This window comes from Methylorubrum sp. SL192 (assembly GCF_026672325.1).
Taxonomy (GTDB): Bacteria; Pseudomonadota; Alphaproteobacteria; order Rhizobiales; family Beijerinckiaceae; genus Methylobacterium; species Methylobacterium extorquens.
Genome location: NZ_JAPPQV010000003.1, coordinates 3,862,162 through 3,880,272 on the forward strand (window position 1 = coordinate 3,862,162; position 18,111 = coordinate 3,880,272).

Here is an 18,111-nt window from a genome sequence, read left to right on the forward strand (position 1 = left end):
CCTTCTGTCGCGGATTGAGTTCAGGCCGCGTTCGGCAGGGGTTCGGGTGTGGTCGGCTCGGGGGCGGTGCCGGGCTCGGGCGTCCGGCGCACGTCCATCAGCAAGCCGCAGAGCCGGCTGATCGTCTCTTTGAGCTGATGCCGGTGGACGACCTGATCGACCATGCCGTGCTCGCGCAGATACTCCGCCCGTTGGAAGCCGTCGGGCAGCTTCTCGCGGATCGTCTGCTCGATGACGCGGGGGCCGGCAAAGCAGATCAGCGCGCCGGGCTCGGACAGATGCACGTCGCCGAGCATGGCGTAGGAGGCGGTGACGCCGCCGGTGGTCGGGTTCGTCAGCACCACGATGTAGGGCAGCCGCGCGGCCCGGAGCCGGCGCACGGCGACCGTGGTGCGGGGCATCTGCATAAGCGAGAGGATCCCCTCCTGCATCCGCGCGCCGCCGGAGGCCGCGAACAGCACGTAGGGGGTGCGCTTCTCGAGCGCGGTCTCGGCGCCGCGGACGAAGGCCTCGCCGCCGGCCATGCCGAGGGAGCCGGCCATGAAGCCGAATTCCTGAGCCGCGATCGTCATCGGCAGGCTGCCGACGCGACCGAAGCCGATCTTGAACGCGTCGGGCATCCCGGTCTTGGCCCGCGCCTCCTTGAGACGGTCGACGTAGCGCTTCTCGTCGCGGAACTTGAGCGGGTCGGCCGGCACCTCGGGCAGCGGCACGTCGATCCAGGTACCCTCGTCGAACATCATCTTGAGACGCGCCGTGGCCGACATCTTGAGATGGTGTTCGGAGCCGGGAATGACCCAGTGGTTCTGCTCGACTTCCTTATGGAAGACCATCTGGCCCGTGTCGGGGCACTTGACCCAGAGGTTCTCCGGCGTCTCGCGCTTGAACAGCGTCTTGATCCGGGGCCGTACGACCTCCGAGATCCAGTTCATCGGCTCGACCATGGCGTCAGACTCCCTGTCCCAGCGCGTTCACTTGCCGCGTTCCCTTGCCACATCGATATCGGATCGCCGCCGCCTCGATCCCAGGGGATCTCCCTGCTGAGCGGCTGCGGTCAGGCCCCGGCCGGCGCCTTGGCGGTGCTGCGGACCCCCTGCGCCAGCTCGCGCACCAGGGAGGTGACCGCCTCGACCGTACCGCTCCCGGCCCGGTCGCCGGGCTCGAGGCTGCGGGCCAGGGCATCGACGAGGGCCGAGCCCACCACGACGCCGTCGGCGCCGCGGGCGATCTCGGCGGCGTGCGCGCCGGTCTTCACGCCGAAGCCGACGACGACGGGCAGATTCGTATGCGCCGTGATCCGGCTGACCGCCTGCGACACCCGGCCGAAATCGGGGGTCGCCGTGCCGGTCACGCCGGTGATCGACACGTAGTAGACGAAGCCCGCGGTGTTCGCGAGAACCGCCGGCAGGCGGGCCTCGTCCGTGGTCGGGGTCGCCAGGCGGATGAAGGCGAGCCCCTTTTCGAGCGCCGGCAGGCAGAGCTCCTCGTCCTCCTCCGGCGGCAGATCGACGACGATCAGACCGTCGATGCCGGCCGCCTGCGCATCCTCCAGGAAGTGAGGCACGCCGTAGGTATGGATCGGGTTGTAGTAGCCCATCAGAACCACGGGCGTCCGGTCGTCGCCCTCGCGGAAGCGGCGGACGAGGGCGAGGGTGCCGCGCAGATCCTGGCCCGCCTTCAGCGCCCGCAGACCCGCCGCCTGGATCGCCGGCCCGTCGGCCATGGGATCGGTGAAGGGCAGGCCGAACTCGACGATGTCGGCCCCCGCCTTTGGCAGGGCTTCGAGCACCTTGAGCGAGGTCTCCGGATCGGGATCGCCGGCCATCACGTAGGTGACGAGGGCGGCACGTCCTTCCGCGCGGCAGCGGGCGAAGGCGGCATCGATGCGGGCGGTCATGGTTCTCGCTCCCGGCGGTAGGTCCGGCCTTGAGGCCCGGGGCACGGTTCCCCCGGAACCGGGCCGCCGCGCAGGGCCCGACTTCCCCGGCCAATTCCTCGGCCGGTTTCCCGGCCAAGTGGGGGCGCCTACACCATCCGCTCGCGTCCGTGAAGCGCGAGCGCGCTCGCCTTACGCCGTCGAGCCCGGCGCAGGACCAATGACACCGTCCAGCCAGTCGCGCAGCAGCAGGTGGGCGATGGCGGTAGCCGGCGGCACGGTCAGGCCCTCGGGGTGGTTGCCCTGGATCATCCGTGCAACGTCCGGGCGCGAGAACCAGCGCGCATCCTCCAGTTCGTCGGGATCGGTGCGGATAGCCTCCGACAGTGCCTCGGCCACGCAGCCGATCATCAGCGAGGCCGGGAACGGCCAGGGCTGCGAGGCGTGATAGGCGACGGCGCCGACCGCGACGCCGGTCTCCTCCCGGGTCTCGCGGCGCACGGCGTTCTCGACCGTCTCGCCGGGCTCGATGAAGCCGGCGAGGCAGGAATACATTCCCGGCTTGAAATGCGGGCCACGCCCCAGCAGGCAGGTCTCGCCCCGCCGCACGAGCATGATCGCCACGGGATCGGTGCGCGGGAAGTGGTGCAGCCCGCAAGCCTCGCATTCCCGGCGGAAGCCGCCGGCGGCGATGCTGGTCGGACTGCCGCAATTGGCGCAGAAGCGGTGCCGCGCGTGCCAGGCCAGCACCGATTTGGCGGTGGCGATGAGTCCCTGCTCCTCGCGGGCCACCGCGCCCTCGGTCGCGAGCGCCCGCAGGTCGAGGGCGCGGTGGCCGGGCTCGGGGAAGAGCAGGGCCGCCTCCCCCGGGACGGCGCCGGCGAAGACCGGCCGCCCCTCGACCCGACCGAGGTAGATTTCGACGGCGCGTTCGCCGGCCCGGCCGGCCTCGTCCGGCGTAAGCAGGGCCGTTCCGGTCTCCGCCAGGGCGGCGCGCAGGATCACCGTCTCGCCCGCCATCAGCACGAGGCGGGCATCCGCTCCGGCATCCGTCAGGGCGGGGGCCGGGCCGAATTCGGCGGAGTGTCGCACGAGGCGGCTCGCGGCATAGGCGAGCGCATCCCGGCCGGGCGTGGTGGGCGAGCCGGTCATCCGGGGCGCCTCACGCGGCCATGAACAGGGCGGCGGCCCGTTCGAGCAGGGCGGCGCGGGCATGCGGCGGGTAGGGCTTGCGCTCGCCGACGCCCCAGACCGGCCCCGGCCATGCCGGGTCCGAGCGGAACCGTGCCACGACGTGGATGTGAAGCTGCGCCACCACGTTGCCGAGGCTGGCGACGTTGACCTTATCCGGCTGGGCGAGCGCCTGCATCACCCTGACCGCGATCCGCGTCTCCTCGAAGGCGAGGCTCGCATCCTCCGGCGTGAGGTCGGTGAGTTCACTCAAGCCCGGCCGCCGCGGCACCAGAATCAGCCACGGGAAGCGTGCATCGTCCATCAGCAGGACGGAGCAGAGGGCGAGATCGCCCACGGCATGAGTGTCGGCGGCGAGCCGCGGATCGAGGGGGAAGGCGTCGGTCATGCCGGGAATCTAGCGCGCCGGCCCGAAAAGTGGGGCCCGGTCGGCGCGGCCGCGCGAAGGTTGGTCACGCTGTGTCAAATTTTGGTTAACCATATTCTGGCACGCAGGGGGCGGTGATCGGGAGTCGGCGGGCGGAGGGCCGTGCCGGGATCGCCGTGGATGACGCGATGACGGGCGGCGCGCAAGGAAGCGGGGAGCGAAGCCGTGACGCGGTGGTCGCCATCGTGGCGGCGCGGACCCCAGCTCCCCTCGTCCTCGCTTTGCGCGGGCAGCCCTGCAGCGCCCGCATCCTCGCGGTCTCGGGCCATGTCATCGACGACCTGATCGCCGAAGCCCCTGAGGTGATCGTGCTGGAGGCCGAGCCCGAGCGGTTCGACGCCCCGGCCCTGATCCGCGCCCTGCGGGAGCAGGAGAGCCTCGTCCGCACGCCGGTCCTGCTCGTGGCCGGCGGCGACGCCCGGACCTTGCGCCGGATCGGCCGCGAGGCCGGCGCCACCGACACGCTGCCCAAGCCCTTCGACGCGCTGGAATTTCAGGACCGGGTCGGCGTCCTGATCGAACTCGCCCTGGCGCGCCGGGAGAGCGACGATCGCGCGCGCGCCATGCGGCGCGACGCGGCACGGGCGGTGGCCGACGCTTCGGCGCGTGAGCGCGAGCTGATCCGCCGCCTGATGCTGGCCGCCGAGTTCCGCGATGACCGGGCGGGCGACCATCTCACCCGCGTGGCCGGCTGCGTCATCGCGGTGGCCGAGGGACTCGGCCTGTCGTCGGCGGAGGCCGACGACGTGGCTTTGGCCTCGACCATGCACGACATCGGCAAAATCGCGGTCCCCGACCACATCCTGATGAAGGCCGGCCCCCTCACCCCCGACGAGTGGGAGGAGATGCGCCAGCACGCCCTGCGCGGCTACCACATGCTGCATGACAGCCCCTCGCGCCTGCTCCAGATCGCCGCCGAGATCGCGCTGACCCACCATGAGCGCTGGGACGGCAGCGGCTATCCCCGCGGTCTCAAGGGCGAGGAGATTCCCCGCTCCGGCCGGATCGTCGCGGTGGCCGACGTGTTCGACGCGCTGATCTCCGTGCGCAGCTACAAGCCCGCCTGGTCCCTGGAACGGGCGCGCGCCCATGTCGAGGCGGAGGCAGGCCGGCATTTCGATCCGGACTGCGTCACCGCCTTCCTCTCGCGCTGGGACGACATCGTCGCCCTGGTGGAGGAGCGGGCGGCGTAGGACGCGCTCGGCCGATCCGCCGTCGTTGGGCGCGGCGATGCCGTCGAGAAGCGCCCGCCCCTGGAGCGACTGGGACTGGTATCGGCGACGACCGGCTCCGGTGCGGGCACAGGGCGGGATATCGCCACGAACCGTCAACGTGAGGCGATCTTCTCGAAAAGGCCGGGGCATCCGCGCCAGTTCGCCCGCGTAATCCGCACCGTGCAACGCCGCTGCGCGGTGCAGGTAGTGGTCTCCGCGCCCGGTTGGCGTTAGAAACGGCATCCGAATTCCGATCCGGCCGTCTGCCGGTTCGCGTGTACCGGTGCGAATGCGCCGGTTCTTAAGGCGCATCTCCCTTGCCATTTCCGTCTCTGCCCTCCCCCCTGGCGCGGGCGCTCACCGAGCGCAACTATGCCGAGCCGACACCCGTTCAGCAGGCGGTGCTCGATGCCGTCCCAGAGCGCGACCTGCTCGTTTCGGCTCAGACCGGATCGGGCAAGACCGTTGCCTTCGGTCTCGCCATCGCCGGTACGCTGCTCGGCGAAGACGAGGCGCTGCCGCCGCCCGGCGCGCCGCTGGCGCTCGTCATCGCTCCGACCCGTGAGCTGGCACTCCAGGTGCAGCGGGAGCTGACCTGGCTCTACGCGCAGACCGGCGCGCGCATCGTCCCTTGCGTCGGCGGCATGGATCCGCGCCGCGAGGCCCGCGCGCTGGAGGCCGGCGTCCATATCGTCGTCGGCACGCCGGGGCGCCTGCGCGACCACATGGAGCGCGGCCGGCTCGTCACGGAAGGTCTTCGCGCCGTCATCCTCGACGAGGCCGACGAAATGCTCGACATGGGCTTTCGCGAGGATCTCGAATTCATCCTGGCATCGACCCCGAAGGACCGGCGCACCCTGCTGTTCTCGGCGACCCTGCCGAAGGCCATCGTCGCACTCGCCGAGAGCTACCAGCGCGACGCCCTGCGCCTCGCGGTCGCCGGCGAGACCCGCGGCCATGCCGACATCGTCTACCGCGCGGTGCGCGTGATGCCGCGCGAGGTCGAGCACGCCGTCGTCAACATTCTGCGCTACGTCGATGCGCCGGTGGCGATCGTGTTCTGCAACACCCGTGACGGCGTGCGCCATCTCCAGGCCTCGCTGACCGAGCGCGGCTTCTCCGCCGTGGCGCTCTCGGGCGAACTCGGCCAGGGCGAGCGCAACGCCGCGCTCCAGGCCCTGCGCGACGGCCGTGCCCGCGTCTGCGTCGCCACCGACGTCGCCGCCCGTGGCATCGACCTGCCGGGGCTCGACCTCGTCATCCACGCCGACCTGCCGCACGATGCGGAGGTGATGCAGCACCGCTCCGGCCGCACCGGCCGCGCCGGCCGCAAGGGGACGAGCGTCGTGCTCGTGCCGGCGGCCAAGCGGCGGCGGGCCGAGCAGATGTTCGCCATCGCCAAGGTCAGTCCCGATTGGAGCGGCCCGCCGAACGCGGACGAAATCCGCATCCTCGACCGCGAGCGGATGATGTCCGATCCGCTGCTCGCCGAGCCCGAGACGGAAGAGGACCGCGAGTGGGAGCGGGAATGGGCCGAGGCGCTGATGGAGCGCTGCCCGCCCGAGCGTCTGGCCGCGGCCTTCGCCCGGCTCTACCGCTCGCGCATCCCCGTGCCGGAGGAGGTGAGCGATCCGGCCTACGAGACCAGCCGGCGTCCGGATTCCCGCAGCAGTGTGCCGGTTGGCGCGTCGCGGGTCGGTGACGACGAGCCGGCGGCGTGGTTCCGGCTCAATCTCGGCCGCCGCGACCGGGCCGAGCCACGCCGCCTTCTGCCGATGCTGACCCGCCGCGGGCAGATCGGGCGGGGCGATATCGGCTCCATCCGGATCTTCGACAACGAGACGACCTTCGAGGTCCGTGCCAGCGCGGCGGATGACTTCGCCGCGTCCTTCGCCCGGCGTGGGCCCGCCGATGTCCGCGTCGAGCGGATGCAGGGGGATGGACCGGCCGCCGCCAAGGCACCGAAGAGCCCCCGCGCCCAGCGCCATCGCCGCGAGGCGACCAAAACCGGCCGGGGCGGCTGAGCCGCCTCGCGACGGCGCCGGGGCAAGAAAGCCGCCCCGGCGACGATTTCGGGGGTGCAAACGTAATGGCGGCGTCCGGCTCGTTTGAGCTTGGCCTTACTCGCCGCCGGGCTTATTCGCCGCCGGACTTGCCGCCGAGCAGGCCGCTCACGGCGGCATCCCAGCCGTCGCGGATCTGACGGCCGCCGGGAATCTTGACGCCGAGCAGTTCCGGCTCTTCCGCCGCGTCCTGTGCCGGTCGCGCGGCGGGTGCTTGCGCCGAGGCGGTCTGCGTCGGCCGCGCTTCCGTGGCGCGGTTGCGGACGGCGGGCGCGGGCTTCCGGCTGGGATCGGCCTTCGCCGGCTCAACCTTGGCGGTTTCAGCCTTGGCTGTCTCGGTCTTGGTTCTGGCCTCGACCTTGGCCTCGACCTTGGCGATCTCGGGTTTCGTCTTCGCGGGCAGCGAAACGAAACGCGCCGGCTGTTCCGTCTTCGCCTGCACCATCTCGCTCCGGCTCGGAGGCAGCGGCACAGTGACTTTGGCGGGGGCGAGCGCGGCCGCCGTGCGGGCCGCGGCCGGAACCGTGGGTGCCGGCTCGATCGGCAGGTTCGCCCGGACCGGTGGGGCGATCTCCGGCGTTGCAGCCGCCACCGGCGCGGGCGGTGGCGCTGCGGCCGGTGCGACGGGTTCCGCGGCCGGCAGGCTGGCCCGGCGCGCTTCCGGCAACCCGACGGAGGCCGGCGCCAGCGCCGGAACGCCGTCCTTCAGGTCTGGCCATTGCGAGGCGACGGGTGCGATCCGCGCCGGCCGGCTCCTGGGATCGGCGAGATCGGAGAAGAACGCGAAAGCCCCCACGGCGAAGACGAGGAGGGCAGCGCTCCCGCCCGCGGCGCCGAGGATGACGGGCAGCCGGCGACGGGCCGGAGCCCTGCTCTCGGCCGGCCGGGTTTGAGATGGGTGAATCGTCACCGACATGCGGTCGGCCTCTTGCACGTTGTAGCCCTGCAACAAGACGGCCTCGGCAATGCGGCGGCAAGATGTCCGGCGTCGCCTGTTGAGAATTCAGGCGCCGTCCACCCACACGAATCTGGCGGAAACTCCAGGGCGGCCGGACCTGATCGGGACAGGCGCGCGCCGGGCAAGTCTCATCGCGATGAGTTCTCGCAATCGACCTTAGCCGAGCCGGTTTAACGGAGCGTGTAACCGGATCGATGCGGTGCGCGGTTGGTCGTGCGGGATCATAAGAAAAACATCAGTGTGCCGCGCGACCCTGCGGCGCGGCCCCGGCATGGACAATCATCCGGCGATCGGCCACGGTGCCGCCGTGCCGAAAGAGTAGAAATCTGAGCCTTTTAACCGATGGCGGTTTGCCGAATGGTCCCGGATCCGGCCTGCTCGTGTCGGCGTATGGCGGACTGATCGACCGCGAGGGCCCGTGCCGATTCCCGCCGCGACGCAAACTTCCCCGACGCCCCTGATGGCGCAAAGCGTGGCCGATCCCAACCTCGACAAGGCGCAGGATCGGGCCGACGGCACGGGGCTGCCGTTCTGGGCCGGCTGGCCGACGCGCACGCGGCTCATCCTGGTCGTGCTCGCCATCGACATCGTCGCCGCCCTCGCCTCCTGCGGCGTGATCGTGCTGACCGCGCGCAGCGCCGTGCAGGTCGAGACCGCGGCCGGTCTCGCCACCGTCGAGCCCCTGGTCGCCGATACCATCCGCTCCCTGCGCAGCCCAAGCCCCGAGAGCGTGCTCCACACCCTCGACCTGCGCTTTCAGGCCCTGCGCCATGTCCGCGTGACCATCCTCGATGCGGAGGGCAAGCGTGTCGGCTTTGGTCCCTCCGAGCAGGCGCGCGAGCAGCGGACGGCGCCGCGCTGGTTCGTCCGGCTGATCGCCCCCGAGCCGCGCCAGCACGATCTGCCCATCGTCGTGAAGGGCGAGCGGATCGGCACCGCCGCGATCACGACCCAGCCCCTGGACGAGATCGAGGAAGTCTGGGGCTATGCCCGCTCGCTGGCGCTCGCCAGCCTGATCCTGAACCTCGCGGTGCTGGCTGCCCTCACCCTGGCGCTCGGGCGCATCCTGCGGCCGCTCGGACGCCTGGCTGACGGGCTGAACCGGCTGGAGCGGCACGATTACACCGCCCATCTCGACCCGCCCGCCTCCCGCGAACTCGCGGTGATCGCCGAGCGCTTCAACCGCGTGGCCGGGGCGCTCTTCGACGCGCGGGCCGCCAACGGCCGCCTCAACCGCCAACTCTTGACGGCCCAGGATGACGAGCGCGCCCGCATCGCCCTCGAACTCCACGACGAGTTCGGCCCGTGCCTGTTTGCGCTTGAGGCGAACGCGGCCTCCGTCGCGCGGCTCGCCGCCAGCCCCGGCGAGATCGACCGCGGCCGGCTCGCGGCGCGGGCCGGCGACATCGGCAGCATCGTCGGCCAGGTTCAGGTCCTCAACCGTGACCTTCTCAACCGCCTGCGCCCGCACGGGCTCGGCGAGGTGCCGCTGACCGATTGCCTCAACCTGCTGCTCCGCGACTTCCGACGGCGCCATCCCGAGACCGCCTTCGATGGCGCGTTCGAGGGCTTGGCCCGCGGCTACGGCGACATCGTCGATCTCACCGTGTTCCGCTGCATCCAGGAGAGCAGCACCAACGCCGTACGCCACGGCGCTGCCCGCCACGTCCGGGCCCGCGCGACGGAGGAGACCGACGCCGCCGGCCTGACGGTCCTGCGGGTGAGCGTCGAGGATGACGGCACCGGGATCACGCCCGGCCACCGTGTCGGCCTCGGCCTGTCGGGGATGCGCGAGCGGGTCGAGGCGCTGGGCGGTCATTTCAGTCTCGATACGGCGTCTCTTGACAACAACGCCTCCGGAACCGTTGTCCGGATCACCCTCCCGATCGATCCCGAGCGCGACGGCAGCGAGGTTCCGCCTCCGCCCGTCGCGCCGCAACCCAAGTGATGCGTGTACGATGAACGCGCCGGTCAGCAGCCCCATGATGAGAGCAGCGTCGAGCAAGGGTGCCGCCACCCCCGTCCTGGTCATCGACGATCACCCGATCGTCCTCCAGGGCTGTCGCCGTGTGCTGGAGGATGCCGGAATCGAGACCGTGGTCGAGGCGACCGGCGTCGTCTCCGGCTACCGCGCCTTCCACCGCCTGCGCCCGCCGGTGGTGATCTGCGATCTTACCTTCCAGGGCAGCGGCCTCGCCGGCCTCGCCCTGATCCGGCGCATGCGCGCCATCGAGCCCGAGACCCGCGTGCTCGTGTTTTCGATGCACAACGATCCCGTCATCGTCTCGCGGGCGCTGGAGGCCGGGGCGCTCGGCTACGTGCTGAAGGATCACGCTTCGAACGAGCTGTTCCAGGCCTTCGAGCGGGTGCGCGCGGGCGAGGTCTATCTCGACCGGCGGCTCGCCACCGAGGTCGCGATGCTGCGCGCCGACCCGCGCCGCACCCCGGAGACGCAGCTCACGCCGCGCGAGCAGCAGATCCTGGCGCGCCTCGCCCAGGGCAAGTCCTACGGAGCCATCGCCGCCGACCTCTCGGTCAGCTACAAGACCGTCACCAATGCCTGCTCGCAGATGCGCCAGAAGCTCAGGGTGCGCACGCTGGCCGAACTGATCCACGTCGCGGTGACTCAGGCGCAGCGGCAGGGTTGAGCCTTTTCACAAGACGGAGCGCCGCCCTTGGCCGAAGACCTCTCAGCCGGGCGCTTCTCGCAGGAAGCCTGGGCCCGCAATCTCGCGGCCTTTGAAACGATCCGCACGATGCCGTTCAACGCGGAACTGGCGGACGGCTCCCTGAGTCGCGAGCGGTTCCGCCGCTACATCGTGCAGGACGCGCATTACCTGATCGGCTTCGGCCGGGCGCTGGCGCTCGCCGCTGCCAAGGCGCCGCATCCCGACCGGATCGTGCAGTTCGCCCGCGGCGCCGAGACCGCCATCGTGGTCGAGCGCGCGCTGCATGGCGGCTTCTTCCAAGAATACGGCATCGATGCCGGGACGTTTGCCGCAACGCCCCTCTCGCCGGCTTGCGACCACTACGTCGCGTGGCTGATCGCGACGGCCTATGCCGAGCCCTACGAAGTCGTACTCGGCGCGCTTCTGCCCTGTTTCTGGATCTACGCCGAGGTCGGCCGCGACATCTTCGCCCGCGCCAAGCCCGACAATCCCTACCGCGCCTGGATCGACACCTATGCCGGCGAGGAGTTCGGCGAGGCGGTGGCCGCGATGATCGCCGCGACCGACGAGGCGGCCGCCGACGCCTCCCCGGCCCTGCGCGCGCGGATGCACGCGGCCTACACCCACGCGACCCGCCTCGAATTCGGCTTCTGGGACAGCGCCTACCGGGATCTCACCTGGGCGCTGTGAGCTGGGATCGCCGCCACGGACCTCGGCGCGGCCGCTTCGCGTGACAGCTTGGCCGGGTCCTTGCACTGCAATGTCGCCTGAGGCCGTTGCGCCCGCGTCGGTTTCACGATTCATCTGTGTGAGAATTCGGCCGCTCCGTCAGAGGAGTTCGGCCGGTACGAGGGGGTTGGGGCAGATATGGCGTCAGGCTTGGCGAGTGACCTTTTCCGGATCAAGACGCTCGAACGGCTCAACGCCGACGCCGAATCCGGCGAGAACAAGCTGGAACGCCATCTCGGTCCCTGGAGCCTGATCGGCCTCGGCATCGGCGCGGTGATCGGGGCGGGCCTGTTCTCGCTCACCGGCATCGCCGCGGCGGAGCATGCCGGGCCGGCGGTGACGCTCTCCTTCGCCATCGCGGCGATCGGCTGCGCGCTTGCGGGCATGTGCTACAGCGAGCTCGCCGGCATGATCCCGGTGGCGGGCTCGGCCTATACCTACACCTACGCCACGATGGGCGAGTTCATCGCCTGGATCATCGGCTGGGATCTCGTGCTCGAATACGCGGTCGGGGCGGCCACCGTCTCGGTGAGCTGGTCGCGCTACGTCGCCCGCTTCATGCGTGACACCTTGGGCATCAACCTGCCGGGCTCGCTCGTGCACTCGCCCTTCGAGACCTACCAGCTCGCCGACGGCACACTGGCGCATGGCATCGTCAACGTGCCGGCGATCCTGATCGTGGTGGCGGCCTCGACCCTGCTGATGATCGGCATCCGCGAATCCGCCCGCGTCAACGGCGCGGTGGTGCTGCTCAAGCTCGCGGTGGTGGCGATCGTGATCGGGGTCGGCCTGTTCTACGTGAAGGCGCAGAACTACGACCCCTTCCTGCCGGCCAACACCGGCACCTTCGGCGAGTATGGCTGGAGCGGCGTGATGCGCGCGGCCGGCGTGGTGTTCTTCGCCTATGTCGGTTTCGACGCGGTCTCGACTGCGGCGCAGGAGGCCAAGAACCCCCAGCGCAACATGATGATCGGCATCCTCGGCTCGCTGGCGATCTGCACGGTGCTCTACATCGCGTTTGCGGGCGTGCTGACCGGCCTCGTCCACTACGAAGCCATGCGCGGCGATGCCGCCCCGGTGAACACCGCGATCGCCGCGACGCCCTTTCCGTGGCTGAAGAGCCTCGTCACCTTCGGCGTGATCTGCGGCTTCTCGACCGTGATCCTCGTGCTGCTGCTCGGCCAGAGCCGGGTGTTCTACTCCATGTCGAAGGACCGGCTGCTGCCGGGCTTCTTCTCGGCGATCCATCCGAAGTGGAAGACGCCCTACCGTTCGAACCTGTTCTTCATGGTGTTCACGAGCGCGCTCGGCGGCTTCCTGCCGATCTCGCAACTCGGCCACATGACGAGCATCGGCACGCTGCTCGCCTTCATCCTCGTCTGCGCCGGCGTCGTCATCCTGCGCCGCACCCAGCCCGACGCACCGCGCGCCTACCGCACCCCGCTGGTGCCGTTCGTGCCGATCCTCGGCGCCCTGTTCTGCCTCGGTATGATGGTCTCGCTCGACGGCGATACGTGGCTGCGCCTCATCATCTGGCTGGCGATCGGCCTCGTGATCTACTTCGCCTGGAGCCGCAAGCACAGCCGCATCGGCCGCGAGGAAGGGGCGAACGCGACCTCGGCTCTGTAAGGATACCGATTGCGGCCGCTCTCCCGCCTGGGAGAGGGGCCGCGCCTGCCGGGTAATGATGCTTCCTTCGGCATGGTGATCCGTCCCCGGAGGTGACAGGGCCGGCGCCGAGATCACGGGCTGTCGGGCCGCCTCAGGCCCGGCGTGCCAGCGCCACCACCGGCGGTTCGGCGAGGCCGACGAGCGGCCGGCCCACCTCGATCGACTGCCGCTCGCGGGCGATGAAGGCGGTGGGCATCTCGGCCTGCATTTCGGCCTCGACCGAGCGCAACTGCACGTCCGAATGGCAGGGATGGAGGTGGATGATGGCGAGCGCCTTGGCGCCCGCGCCCTTGGCCAGTTCCACGCCCTTCTGCCAGGTCGAGTGGCCCCAGCCCTTGCAGCAGGGATACTCGCCCTCCGTGAACATGCCGTCATAGACGAGGAGGTCGGCCCCCTCGACGAAGCGGCACAGGTCCGGATCGGGCCAGTTCACGCCGTGCTCGATGTCGCTGATGATGCAGAGCCGCTTGCCACCATGGTCGAAGCGGTAGCCGGTCGATCCCTGCGGGTGGTCGAGCAGAATCGTATCGACCCGGATGCCGTCGGCAAAGGTGAGCGGCTCGCCCGCGCGGAAGCCGTGATGCGCGAAGGAACAGGGCAGCACGTCGAGCGTGACGGGAAAGAGCGGCGGCGAGAACAGCCGGCCGAGGGCGTCCTCGGCGCTGGCCCCATCGAGATTGCCGCAATAGGTGTGGATCGTGCGGGCGCCGTCCAGAACCGCCGGTTTGAAGAACGGCAGACCCGCCGTGTGATCGAGATGCAGGTGGCTGAACAGCAGGTCGATATCCTGCGGCAGGCTCTCGCAGCAGTTGCGCCCGAAGGCACCGAGGCCCGAGCCGGCATCGATCACGAACAGACGTTCCCCGCAACGGATCTCCAGGCACGGCGTATTGCCGCCGAACTCGGCGTTCTCCGGGCCGCTGACCGGCGTAGAGCCGCGGACGCCCCAGAAACGCAGGACGAGGGAATCGTCCTTGGCTGGATATGGCAGGGTCATGGATCGGTACCAATGCTCGGCCTCGGGCCGGGCTTTCTCTGGTGGTAGTGGTGCCGCCGCACGCATCCGCGCTATGGATCCGCGGCTGTTCTTCGGCCCCTCTTCAGGCTCCGAGTGTACAGTGCGGAGATGGGGGGCCGCCATTCGGGTTTGTGTGCGTGCTCGCACACGCCGTTTTGAGCGGCTCCAAGTCAGCGCTGGGCAAGTTTCTCAATCGGGGGTTGCGAAGGGGCGAGGTCTGGCGGCGGCAGCGTACGCTCGATCGCCGCGCGGGCGAAGCTCGGCCAGGTCTGCGCATAGCGCGTGACCGGTGCCGTGATGCGGGCGGTCGCGGCGGCGTAGGGCGGCACGACACCTGCGGTCCGCACGGTGAGCGACGGGCTGGCCGTGCCGATCCAGGCCGTCCATACGGCGTCCGGTACGGGCGGCGGTGGCGGCGCCCTGCGGCGGGCGGGGATCAGCACGACTTCCTGGCCGGCATAGGCCAGCGCCTCCGGCCGGCTGATGTCGCCCACCGGATGCCCCTGAAGGATCCGCGCTGCCCAGAAGGCGTGCTGGCCGCCATCGGAATAGGTCGTGCGCACGGCCGCCGCGCCCTCCTCCACCAGGGCGGCGATGCGGTCAGTCTCGTCCTTGTGCAGGGCGCTGAAGGCCGCTTCCTTGGCCGGATCGCGCGAGGGCGCGAAGGTGTAGCGGCCGCTCGTGACGCTCACGGCCGGCTCCTCGCCGGTCGCCTCGAAGCGGTCCGAACCCTCCTTCAACTGGCGCCAGAAGGCGATGTTCGGGTCGGTCCGGTGCCGGGCCATGTTCGCGGCCGTCATCCGGAACGGGAAGGACTGGAACTGAAACGCGCCCTGCCCCCCGGCGAACGCCTCGCGGGCGATCGCGAACAGTTCGCCCGCCACCGCATCCGTCATGGCAAAGCAGCCCATCGACGAGCAGACGCCGTGCACCATCACCGCCGAGCCGGTGGAGCCGTGTGCCCGGTCGTAGGCGTTGGGGTAGCCGACGTCGAAGGAGAGGTAGTAGCGCGAGTTCGGGTTCATCTGGCTCTTCGCCACCGTGTAGAACCCCTCCGGCGTCTGCCGGTCGCCGCTCTTGGTCTTCGGCCCGAGCTGCCCGGACCAGCGGCAGATCGGATAGGTCTTGATCGGCACGTAGCGCCCGCTGGCGTTGCGCTTCCAGACCTCGATCTCGGATTCCTTCTTGTAGGCCCGCAGCACGATCGGCGAGGCGGCGTTGGTGCCGCGTGCAGCCATCAGCGCAAGCGTCGCGGCCGGGATCGGCGCATTCGCCTTGTCGGCCCGGGCGAGCGTGTCCGACGCGGTGAGGATCGCCAACCCGACCAGCCCCGGAATCAAGGTTCTGAGGAAGGATCTCACAGAGCCTCGAGAGCAGTTCGGGGGAAGCATGCACCGTCTCGATCGAGGCCGACCGGCGGCGCCCGCGGGCGACGGAACCGGATCGTGCACAAGCTTTGGGGCGGTTTTGCGGGAAAGGGAAGCGCTCAGACGGTCACCGCCTCGGTTTCCTGCGGATCGCCGCTCACCACCGTGTTGCGCTCCACCCGCAGCACCGCGTCGAACGGCGCCTGCCGGTTCAGGGTGTCCTCATCGGGCAGGCAGACGATCAGCGCCGCCCCGGCGCGCAGCGCCCGCAGGCGCTCGATCCGGGCGGTGATCTCGTCGGGCTTGCGGTCGTCGAGGGAGAGGCCGACCACGAGGATGTCCGGGCGGCGCACGAGGCAGCGCACGAACTCGATCGCCACCCGCTCGCGCGGGCCGATGGCGCCCTCCCCCAGGATCGCGCGCTGGCCTTGGCCCGCCACCGCCACGCCCGCCTCGATCCGCGCCGCGAGGCCGAGCCGGTAGACGGTGGGCTCCAGCCCCTGCTCGGCGAGCACCCGGCGCACCAGAGCGCGCACCCGCCCCTCGGCGCCCGCTTCGCCTTGGGTGATGCGCCCGAACAGCAGGTTCTCCTCCAGGCTCGCGGCGGCGGTGAGCCGGGAGGGATCGTAGAACTCGACCTTCTCGCGGTAGCGCGGTGGCAGCATCGCCGCGAAGGAGTGGCGGGCGGCGACCAGACGCTGTTCCAGCGCCTCGTCGATCAGGCCGAAGCGGTGGCGGGTCTCGCTGTAACGCAAAGCGAGCCCGATCAGCCGCTCGCGGTCGCGGTGCCCGGCCGGGCCGCGCCGAAAACCGCGGGCCTCGGGCTGGCGCGCGACCAGATCCTCAAAATAGCCCCGCTCGGCCGCCGGAAACAGCGAGAAGGTCTCGAATAGCGGGTGGTCGTCGGGCAGGTCGGCAAAGATCTCGACGGTGGAGCGCGCCACTTGGAGCCCGACATCGACCAGGGTTCGCGTGAGATCCTCGGCCTCCAGCACGGCGCGCAGGTAGGGGTGGGCCGCGAGCCGCGCTTGCGAGAAGGCCGGGCTCACCGCCTCGCCGAACAGGATGTTCTCGCCGATATCGGCCTGATGGTTGTAGCGGGCCGGGTCGAACGGCTCGACGAGCCGGGCCATGCCCTCGCTCGCCAGCGCCTCGCGCACGGCCCAGCGGGCGGCGACGACCGCCGCGGCGGTGGCGGGATCGTCCTCGGGATCGACCGAGGCTTCCAAGCCCCGCTCGTAGACGAAGGCGTCGAGTCCGGTGAGCTTGAGGATGGCGATGCGCTCGGCGAGCCCCGAGGCCTCGCGGTCGCCGCTGCGGGCGCCGTAGAGCAGGTTCTGGCGCAGCGTCCCCTCGATCAGGATCGCCTCCGAGCCGGCCAGCGCGATCCGCCGGGCGCGCTCGGCGGAGTCGAAGGCGCGCAGGTCGGTGCCGCCATAGGTGACGGCGCCGGCGGTGGGCTCAATCTGCCCGGCGAGCAGGGCGGCGAGCGCCCGCGATCCGCTGCCGCGGTGACCCACGATCGCCACATGCGCCGGCATCGGCAGAGCGAGATCAACGCCCGTCAGCCGCTCGCCGCTGCCGGGATCGTAGGCGCCGACGCCCTTCGCGACGAGGGCGCCCGCCGCCGGGAATGGGACCGCCTTGCGCGACCGGTTCCCCGGCAGGCGGGGGCTCAGGGCGTCGAGCGTCTCGGCAATGGTGCGGAACAACGGGGCGGCCGCGCGATACTGGCTCCACAGGCGCAGGCTGATCGCGACGAGGGTTGCCGCCAGGGCGAAGGCGCCGGCCGCCGCGACCAGCGCTCCGGGCAGGACGTTGTCGGCCTCCGTGGCGGCCTCGCCCTGCCACAGGGCGGTGGCCACGAGGAGGGCGGGCAGGATCACGACAAGCGCGAGCGCCGGGGCCCGCGCATAGGCGAGCCGAGCCTCGGCCCGCACCAGCGCGCTGCGCGCTGCCCGTGCGCGCAGCCCCAGGCGGCGTCGCTCGAACGCCGCCGCCCCGTGGGCGCGCACCGCCGGCATCCGCCGGATCAGGTCGCGCAGGCCCGCCTCCGTCGCGGCGGTGTCGGCGAGGCGCAGGCTGCGCCGGGCGGCGGTGCGGCTGGCGAGCAGGACCCGCGCCAGCCCGACGGCGGCGAGCAACAGCGCGATCACCGGCACGAGGCGCGGGGCCGCGAGTTCCGCCATGACGAGGGCCAGCAGGATCGCGGCGAGCGTCAGGCCGGGCACGACGATGCCGACCGCCGCGAGCGGGCCCATCCGCGCCAGCGCTTGGCCGACGAGGCCGGGCAGCGCCCGGAGATCCTCGCGGGCACCGGGCGGCGAAGCGAGGATCGCCTCGGTGGCCCGCGCCCGCAGCCGCGCCGTGGCCCGGGCCTGGACGGAGAAGCAGAGATACGCAACCGCAGCCCCGAGGGCGGCCAGCAGCAGGGCTGCGGCGGCGAGCGAGGTCAGCGCGATCAGCGGCAATTCCGTCGGCGGCAGGCTCCAGCCCGGGAACAGGATCGGCGCTTCGTGTCCGTGATGGCCCGGCAGCGGCAGGGCGATCCGCAGGAAGGGCAGGAAGTCCGGGCTGCTGCGGGTCAGCACCGCGATGAGGTCGCGCAGGCACAGCAGCACGAACAGCGCCAGCGGTCCGCCGAGGCCCACCGCCAGCGCGAGCGCCGCCGCGTGCCGACGCGGCGACGAGGCCCAGGCGAACAGGACGGGATCACGCTCCATCGGCATTCCGGGCGCCCGGCCAAGCCGTGGCCGACGAATTCGCGGCGGTGGGGTGCGGCATCGGAGAACGGTTTCGGCGCTGTGAAGGACGATCCGGCGGGCCGGCGCGTGAGGAGGCCGTCACGGATCGTCCTCTTCGCCAGATCGTCCTCTTCGCACGGAAACGCCGCGGCGCAAGCCCGCGCGGCTGGCGCGTCGCATTGCA

Annotated in this window: 14 protein-coding genes; 6 read left to right on the forward strand and 8 right to left on the reverse strand. The window is 71.0% G+C overall.

The window, feature by feature from the left end; translation table 11 throughout:
• Positions 1 to 20: 20 nt before the first annotated feature.
• The 4 genes from accD to OVA30_RS18795 form a co-directional block, all read right to left on the reverse strand.
• A complete protein-coding gene (accD, locus tag OVA30_RS18780; RefSeq protein ID WP_268176357.1) occupies positions 21 to 944 on the reverse strand; it encodes an acetyl-CoA carboxylase, carboxyltransferase subunit beta in 924 nt (307 codons plus the stop codon).
• A 110-nt stretch (positions 945 to 1,054) separates the two neighbouring features.
• A complete protein-coding gene (gene trpA, locus OVA30_RS18785; protein ID WP_012255531.1) occupies positions 1,055 to 1,897 on the reverse strand; it encodes a tryptophan synthase subunit alpha in 843 nt (280 codons plus the stop codon).
• A 171-nt stretch (positions 1,898 to 2,068) separates the two neighbouring features.
• Positions 2,069 to 3,028 (reverse strand): NAD(+) diphosphatase, encoded by a 960-nt coding sequence (nudC, locus tag OVA30_RS18790; RefSeq protein WP_268176358.1) that lies wholly within the window; start codon positions 3,026 to 3,028, stop codon positions 2,069 to 2,071.
• 10 nt (positions 3,029 to 3,038) lie between these two features.
• Entirely contained in the window at positions 3,039 to 3,455 is a 417-nt protein-coding gene (locus OVA30_RS18795) for an HIT domain-containing protein (RefSeq protein ID WP_003603554.1), read from the reverse strand.
• 167 nt (positions 3,456 to 3,622) lie between these two features.
• Between OVA30_RS18795 and OVA30_RS18800 the strand changes: the two genes are divergently transcribed.
• On the forward strand, positions 3,623 to 4,687 hold the full coding sequence (locus tag OVA30_RS18800; protein WP_268177514.1) for an HD-GYP domain-containing protein: 1,065 nt from the start codon (positions 3,623 to 3,625) through the stop codon (positions 4,685 to 4,687).
• 338 nt (positions 4,688 to 5,025) lie between these two features.
• Positions 5,026 to 6,732 carry a DEAD/DEAH box helicase gene (locus OVA30_RS18805; RefSeq protein WP_268176359.1) on the forward strand — a complete coding sequence of 569 codons (1,707 nt, stop codon included), beginning with the start codon at positions 5,026 to 5,028 and terminating at the stop codon, positions 6,730 to 6,732.
• Between the two features lie 112 nt (positions 6,733 to 6,844).
• Here the strand turns inward: OVA30_RS18805 and OVA30_RS18810 are convergent, their stop codons facing one another.
• Positions 6,845 to 7,687 carry a hypothetical protein gene (locus OVA30_RS18810; RefSeq protein ID WP_268177515.1) on the reverse strand — a complete coding sequence of 281 codons (843 nt, stop codon included), beginning with the start codon at positions 7,685 to 7,687 and terminating at the stop codon, positions 6,845 to 6,847.
• 502 nt (positions 7,688 to 8,189) lie between these two features.
• Here OVA30_RS18810 and OVA30_RS18815 point away from each other — a divergent pair.
• The 4 genes from OVA30_RS18815 to OVA30_RS18830 all read left to right on the forward strand — a co-directional run bounded on the left by OVA30_RS18815 (position 8,190) and on the right by OVA30_RS18830 (position 12,756).
• Positions 8,190 to 9,677: an ATP-binding protein gene (locus OVA30_RS18815; protein WP_268176360.1), complete on the forward strand. Its 1,488-nt coding sequence runs from the start codon at positions 8,190 to 8,192 to the stop codon at positions 9,675 to 9,677.
• 10 nt (positions 9,678 to 9,687) lie between these two features.
• The gene (locus OVA30_RS18820) at positions 9,688 to 10,377 is read left to right on the forward strand and encodes a response regulator transcription factor (RefSeq protein ID WP_003605215.1); all 690 of its coding nucleotides are present in this window, start codon (positions 9,688 to 9,690) and stop codon (positions 10,375 to 10,377) included.
• A 27-nt stretch (positions 10,378 to 10,404) separates the two neighbouring features.
• Positions 10,405 to 11,088, forward strand: coding sequence for a TenA family protein (locus OVA30_RS18825; protein ID WP_268176361.1), 684 nt, complete (start codon positions 10,405 to 10,407; stop codon positions 11,086 to 11,088).
• A 177-nt stretch (positions 11,089 to 11,265) separates the two neighbouring features.
• On the forward strand, positions 11,266 to 12,756 hold the full coding sequence (locus tag OVA30_RS18830) for an amino acid permease (protein WP_003605217.1): 1,491 nt from the start codon (positions 11,266 to 11,268) through the stop codon (positions 12,754 to 12,756).
• A gap of 133 nt (positions 12,757 to 12,889) precedes the next feature.
• Here OVA30_RS18830 and OVA30_RS18835 read toward each other — a convergent pair whose 3' ends face one another.
• From OVA30_RS18835 to OVA30_RS18845, 3 genes are all read right to left on the reverse strand, one after another.
• A complete protein-coding gene (locus OVA30_RS18835) occupies positions 12,890 to 13,795 on the reverse strand; it encodes an MBL fold metallo-hydrolase (protein ID WP_015824538.1) in 906 nt (301 codons plus the stop codon).
• 191 nt (positions 13,796 to 13,986) lie between these two features.
• The gene (locus OVA30_RS18840; protein WP_268176362.1) at positions 13,987 to 15,177 is read right to left on the reverse strand and encodes a L,D-transpeptidase family protein; all 1,191 of its coding nucleotides are present in this window, start codon (positions 15,175 to 15,177) and stop codon (positions 13,987 to 13,989) included.
• A 125-nt stretch (positions 15,178 to 15,302) separates the two neighbouring features.
• Entirely contained in the window at positions 15,303 to 17,906 is a 2,604-nt protein-coding gene (locus tag OVA30_RS18845; protein WP_268176363.1) for an ATP-binding cassette domain-containing protein, read from the reverse strand.
• Between the last annotated feature and the right edge of the window lie 205 nt (positions 17,907 to 18,111).